Below are 14,494 nucleotides of genomic sequence, written 5' to 3' on the forward strand. Positions count from 1 at the left end.
ACTGAACATAAACGATGAGCGACGTTTCCTGCCATAGCTTAACGTTGCTTGAACATGGACGTATGTTGCTCCGCTTGTGCTGTGGGAATTAGCTCTTCCAATCAGGCTCTCGGCAGGTATTCAGAAATTGCCGGTAGAAGTATAAGAAAGGAAAAATGTCTGTCTGCAAAGAAGTTATATCTACCTTTTCAGGGATCTGTGCGAAACAAGGATATAGATGTTATGATCGGTAATAATGCTCGAACAGGTTGTCAGAGCAACAGGGAATTTGAATAGTATTCAGTTTTTTTAGGAAAAATACCCCAGTGGGGAATCCCTCATAAGAAAGGTAATAATCTCGCCGGAATGATTATGCATATGGCTGAATGGTTCGAATTGGATAATGTGCGATTTTCCATCGCTTATTCGTTAAACATAAGTGTCTGTTTGATTTGATTAGATATATAATTTTATAGGATTGGGAGTGTTGTGAAATGAATCTAGATGAAGTAATGCAGGAGCTTGAAGCGCTGGGCAAAGAACGAACGAAAAAAATCTATATCTCCAATGGTGCGCATGAACCGCTATTTGGCGTGGCAACCGGGGCGATGAAACCAATGGCGAAGCGGATCAAAAAGGATCAACCTTTGGCAGAGCAACTATACGCGACGGGGAATTATGATGCGATGTACTTTGCGGGTGTGATTGCCGATCCTCAAGCGATGACGGAAGCGGATTTTGACCGTTGGATTGACGCTGCTTATTTTTACATGATCTCTGACTTCATCGTTGCCGTCACGTTGGCAGAGACGGATATTGCTCAAGAAGTTTCGGATAAGTGGATCGCGAGCGGAGATGAGCTGAAAATGTCAGCAGGATGGAGCTGTTACTGTTGGTTGCTCGGCAGTCGAAAGGATGCTGAGTTTTCGGAGAATAAACTGATGGAGATGCTGGAACAGGTGAAAAAGACGATTCACGAATCTCCGGAACGAACCAAATATTCGATGAACAACTTCCTGTATACCGTTGCAACATCCTATCAACCGTTGCACGATCAGGCGGTAGAGACTGCCAATGCCGTTGGCCCTGTCGAAGTGAACAAGAACATGCCCAAGAGCAAGCTGCTGAATGCCTCTGAGAACATCCAAAAGGCAGTGGAAAAAGGGCGGACGGGCTTCAAGCGTAAATATGTAAGATGTTAATGGGAATCGCTGTAAAATAGACTAGAACATCAGGAGATGTAACACATGCAGGAGGTGCTCGTATGAATGTAGAGAGTGTCTCCCTTTTTGTGTTGTTGTGAATATCACGTACTTGGGTAACTGAAATCTAGTAACCGTCAAGCTACAACTTAGTCAACAAATTTTCTGTCGATCCTTTATACTAATAAAGCCAGAAACATATCTAAGGAGTTGCCGAATCCAATATGAATAAAAAAGAAGTCGCGCATATACGCAAGCAGTTTAAACTCGATCACGATCTACTGAATATTTACGATATTCTCAACGTGTATATTACGAAGGAAACCAATGAGGTCTATCACTGGGAGCGTCACCCGTTCGAACTGGTGGACAGAGAGAAGCAGGAACTGTACATGGGCAATTTCAAAAAATTGCTGACAGGTGATTTGGATCAGAAGTTGTTTGAGTTGAAGTTCCAGGAAGCCGCGGAGGACCCGGCTCAGGTACTGCTTCACCAGGCTCTGGTAACAGGTGATCCGGATGAATGGCAGGATCTGATGTTGCTGCTCGTGGATCGAATGTTGGTGGATACGAAGTTTGAGCGGGACATGGTAGCTACGTTCGTGCGTGGACAGTATTACTTGCCGACCAAGGCTAGAAACGAAGCTACGGAAGAGAGCGAGAAGAATGAGGTGTTCGCCCATCCGTTTATTCTGTGCAGTGTGAATTCCACGGAGAAACAGCGGAAGACACTCTTGTTTGATTATGTGGAGAGAGAATTCAAATACAACATTATTGTCGATCCGATTATCAAATTAAGCACGCCAGAGCAAGGATTCTTGTACCCTAGCGTGACGGACAACTACTCCGATGTGAATCGTGTACTGTATTGTACAGGGAAATCTAATTTCCCGGATCCGCATTTTGTTGAAAATGTATTGAATGGAGAAAGATCCGTTACCGCACTGGAAGAACGGGCGATCTTCGAAGATATCGTCAAGGAAGTGGCCGGTGAACAGCTCGATTCAGCCACCATTGCACATGTATACGAGGAGATCAACCGAGTCATCGAGATTAACGAAGAGTCCCATGAGGAAGAACCTCCGAAGCTGGATTATAAAGATCTGGAACGTGTACTGACCGCAAGCGGTATAGAGGATCTGACAACGGAGAAAGTAGAACGTGCCTTCGAAACGATCGTTGATAACAAGAACTATGAGATGAAGGCAACCAGTGTTATGCCGAAGTTTACGTCCAAGTCCATTAAGATTGAGACCAAGGTTGCTACGATTTCGGTTAGCCCGCAAGACCTGAGATATGTGAAGCAGGTAAATTATCAAGGCAGACGTTGCATCATGATTGAAGTGGACGAAGATGTTGTGATTGAAGGCTTTACCCTTAATACAGAAAAACTTATAAATGAGTAATTGATTCTAGACAATGATGATGTAAAATCATCAGTTATGGACGAATAAACGTCCATTTATTGCAAAAAGCCCAAGCCAAAAGCAACACTGAACTGCTCCCTGTCATAGTAGACCGCAGAAGACTACGATGGGAGCAGTTCGTTATCGCCAAGGCATGGGCTTTTTTGCTGTTTCATGACTGTCGCAACAGTTGTTTGATATCCGCTGCCGGACTGGAGCCAAGCTCCTCTTTGAGCAATTCCTCCAACACCAGATACTGTCGCTGCGCTTCGGTTCTTCGTCCAAGCGACAGATACAACAGGATGATCTCGCGATGAATATCTTCCCGAATCGAATCAATCTGGAGGATACGTTCAAAATAATACAGCGCCCGTAACGGCTCGCCTGCCTTCGCGTGATAGTGGGCCGCAGTTTCCATCGTCATGATGAAATCCAGCTCCAGCTGTCTGGACCACGCGAAAGCCCACTCATAATGCCTTCCTTTCAGAAGTTCACCCGTATACAACGTGTCCATCCGCTCGAAGAGCTCGGGGCGATGTGCCGATGCCTGACGCATCTGCCGGAACAAAGCCTCGAACTCGTACAGATCACAGTTAATCGCTTCCCGGTCGATACGGATACCGTTTCTGTCCTTGAGAATGATCGGCACGTCACTGTTATCACCGATGGCACGTCGCACATAGTACAGTGTGGAATTGATGTTGGTCCAGGCTTTCTGCGGACTGAGGTCCTTCCACAACGTATCGGCCAAGGCATCGCGGGTGGTTGATTTGGTATACAGCAAGAATGCAAGTAACTCTTCCGTCTTGGGCGTTCTAAGCTTGATGGGACTGTCTGCTCCGGCACCGCCAAACACAGTGAATTCACCGAACAGACGAACGTTCAGTTTGGGTCCAGGTACCGCTAATTCAGGTGTTGTCACGGACTTGTGAAGCTTTTCCTGCAATCGCTTGATGCTGCGGTTCAGTCGCTCAGCCGTGACCGGCTTGATGACGTAATCGATCACTTCTTTGTCGAAAGCCTGCACTGCATATTCCTCATAACCGGTCACTAGCACAATGGGAAGCGAAGGGTGATGTTTACGCAATTCACCAATGAGTTGCATACCCGAGATGCGAGGCATCGTAATGTCCAGAAATGCCGCATCGAAGCTATTCTCTGCCGCATATTCACAGGCTTCCTCCGGGTCATGAAATGCACGAGATACCTCAACTTCTCCGCTTTCTGTCAAAATACGATTCAGTCGCTTCAGCGACAAATCCTCATCATCCACGATGATGACTTTCATCATGATTCATAACCCCCATTCCCATCTGTGCTTAGACGTTGATTTGGAAGATCAAATGTAATCCGCGTTCCCTCGCCGTCCAGACTTTCCATCTGAAGGTGTCTGCCATACAGCAGGTTCAACCGGCTGGAAATATTCCATAGGCCAACACCTTTACTGCCGTCTGTGGATTGCCGAATTTCGTCCATCCGTTGCTTGGTTATGCCGATTCCGTTGTCCTCGATGGTGAAACGTGTTTCCGTATCATTCAGATTGCGGATAGATAACATGACCCGGCCACCGCGAATGCTGGACATCAGCCCATGCCGAATCGCATTTTCGATCAGGGGCTGTAACGTGAGCGGTGGAATGTCCATGTTCCGGTTCACGTCCGCATCCACGTCGATAATGACCTCCAACCTTGAGCCAAAGCGGGCTTGCTCAATCGCTACGTATGCCTCGATCATCTCCAGTTCGTTCATCAAGCTGGTTTTTGAGTCCAGATGTTTAAAGTGCACACTGCGTCTTAAGTAACTCGATAATTGCAAAATCAATTGTTCTGCCCGATTCGGCGCATCCACGCACAATTCGGCAATGGCATTCAGGGCGTTATACAGAAAGTGTGGGTTCATCTGTGACCGCAAAAAGGATATTTCCGCATCTCGCGCAGCTTGGACGGATGTTTTCATCCGAGTCAAACCGCCGATCCGTGCCAGCAGTTCCTCCGATTCGAACGGCTTGGATACAAAATCATTGGCGCCTTTCTCCAAGGCCAGCTTCAATTGATTAGCTTTATTGCTCGCCGTCAGCATGAGTACAGGCAACTCGGAAGGGGAGAAGCGCTCCCTGATCCGTTCCAGCAATTCGTAACCTGACATGTCGGGCATCATGATATCAGCAATGACGAGATGCACAGTAGGTAGCTTGTCCAGCAGCTCCAGTACGGAAGGGGAGCTTGAAGTGACCGCATAACTGTATCCTTCCAGCTTCAAGAGATTAACAATCGTCTGCAAATTAGCTGAGTCGTCATCCACAACGATGATCCATTCATCTTTATTCCCTTGTACAATCGTTGGTTCTTCGAACCGGAGTAGCCGATGACCAGGACCTGTAGGAGCGATGGTAAGCGGCATGACGTTGGAACGTTTCTCTCCTTTTTTCTCTGCCAGCGGGAACGTCAGGATGAACGTGGCACCCATGCCGGGTGCTGATTCCGCATGAATGCTTCCCCCATGTAACTCGACCAGCTTGCGCGTAATGCTCAGTCCTAGACCGGTGCCTCCAGCAACGACTGGCCCCGTGTCTGCTTCCTGCTCGAACGGCAGGAAGATATGCTCCAGCTTGTCCGTACCGATACCACGTCCGGTATCCACAATGCGTATTTCCGCTTTGCCTTGCACAATCGCAGCTTTGATACTTACCGTGCCACGTTCCGTGAACTTAACTGCATTGCCGATCAGATTATGCAAAATCTGAATCAGTCGATTGCCGTCTGCATGGATCGGCGGGAAATGCACCGGGATGCGGTTGATAAGCTCCACCTTTTTCGCGCCAAGCAGGAAGGAGTGCATACGCATGACCGATTCGACAAACGAGTACAGGTCGGTCGAAGACCGGTGGAGCGGGATGTCGCCATGTTTCATTTTCGAATAATCCAGCAATTCATCGACCAGATAGGTTAATCGTCTGCCACTTCCCGTCACGATCGCCAGATTGTGCGCTTGCTCATCGGTAAGGGGACCTTCTGCGCCTTTAAGTAGGCTTTCACTGATGTTAACAATCGCGTTCAGCGGTGTTTTGAGCTCATGCGAAGTATTGGACAGGAAGTCATCCTTCACTTTGTCGAGTAAGAGCAGCTGATCTTTGAGCGTGCGGACCGTACGATAGGCCTCAAAGAACCGAAGCACCGCCAGAAACAGCATCAGGATGCTGAACAGGACAATGGAAGCCTGCCCGATATTCATGTTTTCCTTGAGCGAGATCGAGAAGAGATTAATGTCCAGACAGTACAGCATGATGCTTAAGAGGGCTGCGTACCACAGAAAAGTAGACAGCCGTTCGCCCTTCTCACTGGTTAGGAACTGTTTTGCACATTGATACAGCAACCAGAGCAGCATCAACGTGTACATAACGACGACGTAAGGTGCAGCCAGCCCATAGATGGAAATAGGCAGGAACGCGACCATGCATAAGTATGCTCCGAAGATGATCAGGATCACCGCCGTGAGCATACCGGACAGGATGCCTGTTTTGAATCGGTAGAAGTAAAAGGTTAACAGACCCAGACATGCCACAGAGCAGAAATCTTTTAATTTATAGAGTGTGCTAAAGGAAATTTCCGTGCCCGCCATGGATAACACACGTTCGCTGATCATGCCGTTATAGAGTGCATACAGCAGACAGATTAGACCAATCAGCAGCAGGGAATCGTCCCTGTTTCGGTAGAGTGCAGACCCCAGGTAACTGATGAGGAATATGATCGAAATGGTGCCCAGTACAGCAAGCGTGCCAAATTCGATAGCTGTGTTGAACTGATGTTTTTTCAGCATGGCTGCTTGTTCGCCGAAAAAGAGTGGACCTGGAATGCCCGAGTCCGTGTAATCGTAATTAGCCACCCGGATCAAAATCTCAATGTCACCGCCATGATAGGGGAAAAAGCCAATCTGGGGGGAGTTTCCTGGTCGGTAACCTGCGGATTTTGCCACGGCATGCCCATCTTCCAGCAACTTGTTGCCATTGATGTAGATCTCGCTGGCAAAACGAATGTTCATTTTTTTGATCGCCAGCGTTCCTTCAACAGGTGCATTACGCAGCACTAGTCGATACGTGGCGAATCCGTGGGTAGGCAGTCGTTCGCCATCCACTTTAAGTCGATTCCAGGAGCCGGGAACGGTTGCATAGGTGTCGGGTGCTTTCGTTGGACCAGCCTGATGCGATGTTACAGATTCGTCAGGAAGCAATTGCTCCCAGTAAAATTCCCACTCCCCGTCCAGCTTGATCCGCTCGTCTTGTTCAGGGTTCCAGACCGAGAGATCCAGAACACCTTGACGGGCATGAAGCGCAGCAGATTGTGGTTCTCTGATCGTTGACAGCAGCAGTACGGTAATGGCAAGTACAACAGTCAGGACAATGCCTGAAATTTTTAATAACACGAAATGCTGCTCCTTTAGAGATTGTTCAATCCTTTGGTAGCTTCGGACAAAATCTCTTGTATTCTATCGGCATTGTAGCGAATATCTCTGGGGGGCGCAATCACATTTCGACAAATTCCTTCATACCCAACCCGTGAATTCCAATATCGACGCTTTTGCAGACTGTGCTTCTGTATGAGCCCCTTTGCGCCAGGCTTTGGGTGATTCTCCCATCAGTTTGGCGAAGCAGCGGTTAAAGCTGGAGATGGATCGGAAGCCGACCTGCTCAGAGATGGACAGAATGGAGGCCTCGGTGCTTTTTAATCGTTTGCATGCCTCTTCAATCCGGGTACTGTTCAGAAAATCAAGCGGCGTGGTTCCCATAATTTCATGGAACTTGCGGCGAAAATGCGTTGTACTCAGATGACACAGTTCAGCGAGGTAATCTATGGTCACAGGCATCATATAGTTTACGGTGATAAACTCCAGCACGGGTGAGATGACCAAGTCACCTTGGAGGTCTCTTTCCCGTTCGTGATCCTGAGATGACAAGCGTTCGCTGCTCGCATGAATTCGAAGCAGTTCGATATATAGAGACATCAACAAGCCGTACGCGCTCTCCCGATAGTAGGGGGACTGCTGCTTCATTTCTTCAACGATTGAAGTTGCGAGCATATGAATTTTGGGATGCTGTTCCTTATTCAGAATGCAATTGGTTCCCTGAATCGCCCATAGATTCGGTTCAATGTGAGTTTGTGCTGTTTTGAGCGAATGACGGAAGAGTTCTTCCGGTGAAAAAAAGATATAAGCCCACAGGCTGGCGTTATTAGGTGAACTGTATGTGGTATGCGGAAGATAGCGGGGAATGAACGTGATGTCGCCTGCCCGAAAAGGCACAGATTCTCCCTTAATCTCCATGATGCCTCCATCTGAATAACAGATGCCAATCTCCATGTGGTTATGGAAATGAAGATGCTCACTTTTGATATCGGATATTCTCCAGCGGTCTCCACTGAGTAACAGGACAGGGAAATCAATGGGCAGGCTGTAGTGACGATATTCAATGACCGGTTTCTTCGGTTTGGGCATTTTCGAGGACTCCTATGTATAAATGATTGAAATTGCGCAGTTTTGTTATGAATATGCTTAGAATGAGACTATTTTACTGCGTACAATGGAATAAGTAAAGCGTTTACAAAAATGGACGGACACCTCTCAGGGCGCACTTGGGGGCGTGTGCGCAGGGAGAGGGGAATAACAATGCTTCAAGTGAAATATGACAGGGAACAGATTCTACATGTAATCGAGAACGTTACCAAGAAAACACTGGATATGGATCTGACATGGGATTGGCCCGGTGGAGTGGCTTATTATGGTGTATCCAGGGCCTATCAAACGACAGGCAACCAAGAGATTCTGGACAGGCTGGTGAAATGGGCAGACGAATATATCGAGCTGGGGCTGCCAAGTTGGACGGTAAATACATGTGCCATGGGCCATGTGCTCATCACTTTATATGAAGAAACCGGAGATCAGAAATATTGGGATATTGTCCTCAGCAAGGTTGATTATCTCCAGAATCATGCACTTCGCTTTGGAGACAATGTGCTTCAGCATACGGTATCCGTTTCCAATGATTTTCCGGAACAGGCTTGGGCGGACACCTTGTTTATGGCGGCATTTTTCCTGCTTCGCGTAGGTAGCAAATTAAAAGATGAAGCCATGATTCAGGATGCGCTGAATCAGTATTACTGGCATATCAAATACCTGCAAGATCCGAGCAGCAGTCTGTGGTATCACGGCTATAACAATATCAACAAGGACCACATGTCCGGATTTTACTGGGGCAGAGCGAATGCTTGGGGAGCCTATACAATGTCTCAAGTGAAACCGCAACTGAACGACTGGTACTTGTATCCGCAGTGTATGGATGTAGAATGTGCCCTTCGCGATCAATTGGCAGCTCTCAAGCTGGTGCAGACCGAGAATGGCTTGTGGCGTACCGTTTTGGATGACGAAGAATCGTATGAAGAGGTGTCAGCCTCCGCTGGTATTGCAGCAGCCATGATCAATAACGGCAATCCACTGCATACCAAGTACGTGCAAAAGGCACTGGAGGGCATCCTGAACAACATTAGCGAAGATGGACGCGTGCTTGGTGTATCTGGCGGTACGGCGGTGATGAAGGATCGGGATGGCTATCGCAATATTCCAAAAGACTGGATTCAGGGCTGGGGTCAGGGCCTGGCACTCGCTTTTCTGTCCGATATGTTGAGATAGGGAGGGAACCCAATTGTCCAAACCAACCAAAGGCTCTTTTACATTGCCGGGAGAATCCGGTTATGAGGCACTGACGCTGGAACTTGCTGATCGCTGGGGTGCCGATGTGATCCGTGACAGTGACGGTACGAAATTGTCTGATGAGATTATTAATGCCGGATATGGCATCTATTCAACCATTTGCATTATTCGGGATCATAATGAGTGGGCATCCCGTAATCTGGATAAGCTGCAGCAATGTTTTCTCATTACCAATCCGAAAGTCGCTGTACAAGATTATGTATCCATCTATCTGATGGAGGATTTCTTCGCTGAACAATTCAGAGTGAATGATTCCAAAGAAGCGTTTAAATATTGGCAGGTGTATGACCGAACGACTGGGGAAGAGGTACCTAGAGGACAGTGGAATTATGAAAGGGAATCAGGCAATGTTGTCATTACCGGCGTTTCTCCTTGGCATAAATACACGGTGAGTTTCATGGTTTATCGGATCTGGGAAGAGATTTCCATGTACAATCATACAACGAATAATTGGGACAAAGAGCATCTGATGCAGATTGACCCGATCTATACGGACACACAAACCTATCTGCTGGATTGGATGGAAAAGTGGTGTCAAGACCATCCGGAAACAACCGTTGTACGTTTTACGTCCCTATTTTATAACTTCGCCTGGATCTGGGGCAGTGATGAGCGGAATCGCCATCTGTTCTCGGATTGGGGTTCATACGATTTTACCGTAAGTTCGAGAGCACTGGATCTGTTTGCTCAAAAATATGGGTATTCACTCTCCGCCGAGGACTTTGTGAATGGCGGTAAATATCGGGTCACTCACATGCCTGCGGATCAGCGAAAGCTGGATTGGATGGCATTTATCAATGATTTTGTCATTGAATTCGGTAAGAAATTAATTGATATTGTCCACAAGCATGACAAGCTGGCGTATGTCTTCTATGATGACAGCTGGGTAGGCATGGAGCCGTACAATGATCGCTTTGAGGAGTTTGGATTCGACGGCATGATCAAATGTGTGTTCTCCGGTTATGAGGCAAGAATGTGCTCAGGCGTTAAGGCTGATACCCATGAGATTCGCTTGCATCCCTACTTGTTTCCGGTTGGCTTAGGCGGGCTTCCTACCTTCAAGGAGGGCGGAGACCCTACCCTGGATGCCAAGAAATATTGGATTAATATCCGGCGTGCGCTGCTACGTGAGTCGATCGACCGGATTGGACTGGGCGGATATTTGCATCTTGTTGAGCCTTACCCGGACTTTGTGGATTATATCGAGAAGATTGCCCATGAATTCAGGGAAATGAAAGAGCTGCATCAGGCTGGAAAACCATATCAGATCAAAACAAAGGTAGCCGTGCTGCATAGCTGGGGCAAGTTAAGATCGTGGACCTTGTCCGGTCATTTTCATGAAACGCATATGCATGATCTGATTCATGTGAATGAGGCATTAGCCGGGTTGCCTGTTGACGTGCAGTTTATTGATTTTGATGATATTCGTCAGGGCGCATTGAAGGATGTGGATGTTGTCATTAATGCCGGCTCTGCAGGTTCAGCATGGAGCGGTGGAGCGCATTGGAGTGAACACAAGTCTGTGGACTTATTGACCCAATGGGTGTATGAGGGTGGGACCTTTATTGGCATTAACCAGCCTTCGGCAATGGACGGGTACGACAGCTTTTTCAGAATGGCTCATGTGCTTGGGGTGGATGAGGATACAGGTGCAAGGGTTGTTCATGGAAAATGGTCGTATGAGGTTAATGATGAGTATGGTTTGGTGCCTAAGGGGGCCAGCATACTTCCGAAAAATAACATTTATCTTACTGATGGATCAGCAGCTGTAGTGAGTGAAACGGATGGTCAGATCACACTGTCCACACATGCTTTTGGAAAAGGAAAAGGGATCTACCTGCCTTCCTTCGAATTCAGCTGGGAAAATACAAGACTGCTTCTGAATTTGATTCGATTTGCGGGCAATGAATTCCATGAAACAAAGTACATCACGGATAACTTGTATACTGAGTGCGCCTACTACCCTGAGAGCAACATATTGGTTGTGATCAATAATAGTGATCAGGTTCAGTCTACGACAATCAATACAGAGCATGGAAAACAGACCGTGGAATTGGACCCGTATGATACGGTGATCACCAAAATTGGTTTAACAAAATCGGTATCCCCATAGAATAATGATTCAATAGACCGTATTCCTTAACCAGGGAGCGGTCTATTTCAGTTATTAGTTAAAAGAAACTTACTGTATAGTGTTAACACTATTTAGTAGAATATTTAAATAAGGATAGGGATCATGAGCCCTAATATATTATTGTTTCATCTTTTTAAAGGAGAGAATGCCCTAATGTACAGTTATAAAATGTTGGACAAAATAAGCATGGCAACACTTCACGAGGCGTTTGTGGATGCGTTCTCCGACTACCAGGTTAAAATGGATTTGCCTTTTTGGAAGTTTCAACAAATGCTCCAACGAAGGGGGTATCACCCCGAAATATCTATGGGAGCCTTTAAAGATGAGAGAATGGTTGGATTTGTTATCAATGGACTTCGAAGCTGGAATGGAAAGGCAACTGCATATGACCTTGGGACAGGCGTTGTAAAAGATTGCAGACGGCAGGGCATTATAAGCGATCTGCTCTTGAATATTCAAAAGCTGTTAAAAGAAAAAAATGTAGAGCAATATTTGCTGGAAGTGATCCAATCCAACGAATCTGCAGTTCAGCTGTACAGTAAACAAAACTTCAAAATTCAAAGGGAATTTTCATGTTTCCAGTTGCAAAAAGATCAATTCATTCCGCAAACGACCTGCACGGTGGAATGTGTGGAGAGAATCGATGTGGAACAGTTTAAGGAATTTTGGGATGTGGAGCCCTCCTGGCAAAATTCAATTGATTCCATCTACGCTGTACCGGAGGCTTTTATCTATGTGGTAGCACGTCAGGATCACAGCATTGTTGGTTATGGCATTATAGATCAAAAAACAGGTGATATTCCCCAGCTTGCAGTGAACCAAAATTACCGGGGCAAAGGTATTGCAAGCAGCATCCTGACAGAGATGGTCCAACGCACAGAATCGCCTAGAATCAGTGTCCTCAATGTGGAGTCTCATCTGAAACCGATGCAAGATTTCCTCCTGGTCAAATCAGGTTTTGCATATCATGTGGGCCAGTACGAAATGCTCTTGAAATTATAACGAGATACCCGTTTCGACTTAAGATCAGATCGAGTTCATACGAAAATATGTGGGGTGTTAGTGTCTGTCTTGTTGGGCCAGTTGAACGGGAGGTTGATTAAAGGCTTCCCGGAAATCCTGGATTGCAGTATCCAACCCATCCTGTACTCGTTATAATAATGTTGATATATGACATGGTTAGAGGAGACAAGGACATAACATGAGCCGAAAGACATACTGTAAGCGCATTCAGTTTCTGGATGATTGGAGTCTCAAAACCAAGTTGTACATATTGTTCATTTTTTGTGTGCTGGTCCCGGTCCTGGTCACAAATACCGTGTTTTACCAAAGCATCAAAGGTAACATTGAAGAGAAGGAGCATAGCCGATTCAATGAAATGCAGCAAAGGATCAAGTTCAACCTGCGGAACAGTATAGACAATAGCTTGTATGTGTCCAATTTTCTCTATACCGATGGAACGCTGAACCGGTTCATGGAGTTCAAGTATCGCGATCAGGAAGACTATTACTCTGCCTACTATGATATGCTTAGCAACAACAATCTGGTCAGGTACTACTACAGCTACCAGCAGGTGAATCAAATTACGTTTTATGTTGGCAATGATACCTTCGTCAATGGAGGAAACTTCATTAAGCTGGATGATGAGGTGAAGAAAAGTGATTGGTATCAAGCGCTGATGAACACAAGCGACCATATCATGATCTATTCGTATTTTGACAAACAGCAGGCGGAGATGTCGCAAAGTCAGGGAGGACGCAAAGTAAGCATTATTCGTAAGCTGGATTACTTTGGGGAGCAGCAGGTTGAAAAGGTGTTAAAGGTTGATCTGGACTACGCTTTCATCAACAAATCGCTTAAAAATGAGGGAGCAAATGGGAAGGTGTATGTCGTATCGGATGGCAGGGTCATTTTCTCGAACGATTCAAAAATGAATCAGACGCGCAAGCCGTTTAATCTGATTGCAAACAGTCCAATTGACCCTGTTCAATCGATGCAATCGATCCCCGTCGTATCCGAGGATTGGCAGATTGTCGTCAGCACAGAGAAATTGGACGTTCTGTCGGAGATTGTTAATTCCAAGCTTAATTTGACTTTACTAATCATTCTTAATCTGTTGGTGCCGACACTGCTAATCTGGTTGATATCCAGATCACTGGTCATCAGAGTGGATCGGATAGCGAAGCACCTGGATCAAGTGAAGCATGAGAAATTTGAGGTGATATCGGGACCTGTGGGCAAAGACGAGATCGGCAGCCTGACCCATAGTTATAACATGATGGTCATCAAGATCAAGAACCTGATTGAGATTGTGTTTAAGGGCCAGGTGGAGCGGCAAGCCCTTGAGCTCTCCAAGAAACATGCGGAGCTGAAAGCCCTTCAGAGTCAGGTGAATCCCCATTTCATGTTCAACACGCTTGAAACGATCCGTATGCGGAGTTTGATCAAGGATGAACTTGAAACCTCCGATGTCATTCATAAACTGGCACTGCTGTTACGTCAGACGGTCAATTGGGGCAACGATCTGATTACAATTGCAGAGGAAATCAATTTTGTGGAGAGTTATCTGAGTATCCAGCAGTATCGCTTTGGTGAAAAGTTGCAATTTGCAATCCGGATCACAGACGAATCCATTGCTGCCATGATGATACCCAAGCTAACCGTTCTCACCTTTGTGGAGAATGCTTGTATCCATGGTATTGAGGGGACGTCGAATGATGGGGTCGTGGAGGTGTTATTCGAAATTCGAAGTAATGAGCTGTACATTTCCATTCGAGATACCGGAGTCGGTATGGATCAGGACAAGCTGGCCTCGCTCCGCAAAATGATGCAAGACCCGAGTATGGATCGGATGAGCGAGCTTAGCAGCATTGGTATGATGAATGCATATATTCGGCTGCGGATGTATTTTGATGATTTCGTTCAGGTGCACATATTCAGTGAAAAGGGGAAGGGAACAACGATTGGCATTCGAATTCCTCTTATGCAGGCATCTCAAGAATAAGGAGCGAGGA

9 protein-coding genes are annotated in these 14,494 nt (G+C 46.5%); 6 read left to right on the plus strand and 3 right to left on the minus strand.

Annotation, left to right across the window (positions count from 1 at the left end; genetic code table 11):
- Positions 1-473: 473 nt before the first annotated feature.
- Positions 474-1,181 carry a DNA alkylation repair protein gene (locus MKZ13_RS04035; protein WP_221818751.1) on the plus strand — a complete coding sequence of 236 codons (708 nt, stop codon included), beginning with the start codon at positions 474-476 and terminating at the stop codon, positions 1,179-1,181.
- Positions 1,182-1,405: 224 nt separating this feature from the next.
- Positions 1,406-2,587 (plus strand): DUF4317 domain-containing protein, encoded by a 1,182-nt coding sequence (locus MKZ13_RS04040; protein ID WP_036668338.1) that lies wholly within the window; start codon positions 1,406-1,408, stop codon positions 2,585-2,587.
- A 172-nt stretch (positions 2,588-2,759) separates the two neighbouring features.
- On the opposite strand, the gene MKZ13_RS04045 is transcribed toward MKZ13_RS04040, so the two are convergent.
- From MKZ13_RS04045 to MKZ13_RS04055, 3 genes are all read right to left on the minus strand, one after another.
- Positions 2,760-3,878, minus strand: a complete 1,119-nt coding sequence (locus MKZ13_RS04045; protein WP_339181976.1) for a response regulator — start codon at positions 3,876-3,878, stop codon at positions 2,760-2,762.
- Positions 3,875-7,006, minus strand: a complete 3,132-nt coding sequence (locus MKZ13_RS04050) for an ATP-binding protein (RefSeq protein ID WP_339181979.1) — start codon at positions 7,004-7,006, stop codon at positions 3,875-3,877. The genes MKZ13_RS04045 and MKZ13_RS04050 overlap by 4 nt, the downstream gene beginning before the upstream one ends.
- A gap of 120 nt (positions 7,007-7,126) precedes the next feature.
- Positions 7,127-8,074, minus strand: a complete 948-nt coding sequence (locus tag MKZ13_RS04055; RefSeq protein ID WP_221818754.1) for an AraC family transcriptional regulator — start codon at positions 8,072-8,074, stop codon at positions 7,127-7,129.
- A 171-nt stretch (positions 8,075-8,245) separates the two neighbouring features.
- On the opposite strand from MKZ13_RS04055, the gene MKZ13_RS04060 reads away from it, so the two are divergent.
- The 4 genes from MKZ13_RS04060 (at position 8,246) to MKZ13_RS04075 (ending at position 14,484) form a co-directional block, all read left to right on the plus strand.
- Positions 8,246-9,265 (plus strand): glycoside hydrolase family 88 protein, encoded by a 1,020-nt coding sequence (locus tag MKZ13_RS04060; RefSeq protein ID WP_210110177.1) that lies wholly within the window; start codon positions 8,246-8,248, stop codon positions 9,263-9,265.
- 13 nt (positions 9,266-9,278) lie between these two features.
- Positions 9,279-11,459: a 1,3-beta-galactosyl-N-acetylhexosamine phosphorylase gene (gene gnpA, locus MKZ13_RS04065; protein ID WP_339181982.1), complete on the plus strand. Its 2,181-nt coding sequence runs from the start codon at positions 9,279-9,281 to the stop codon at positions 11,457-11,459.
- A gap of 174 nt (positions 11,460-11,633) precedes the next feature.
- Positions 11,634-12,482: a GNAT family N-acetyltransferase gene (locus MKZ13_RS04070; protein ID WP_339181984.1), complete on the plus strand. Its 849-nt coding sequence runs from the start codon at positions 11,634-11,636 to the stop codon at positions 12,480-12,482.
- Between the two features lie 199 nt (positions 12,483-12,681).
- Positions 12,682-14,484: a sensor histidine kinase gene (locus MKZ13_RS04075; protein WP_339181986.1), complete on the plus strand. Its 1,803-nt coding sequence runs from the start codon at positions 12,682-12,684 to the stop codon at positions 14,482-14,484.
- The last annotated feature ends 10 nt before the right edge of the window (positions 14,485-14,494 follow it).

Origin of the sequence: Paenibacillus sp. FSL R5-0701, assembly GCF_037973995.1 — a bacterium.
Taxonomy (GTDB): domain Bacteria; phylum Bacillota; class Bacilli; order Paenibacillales; family Paenibacillaceae; genus Paenibacillus.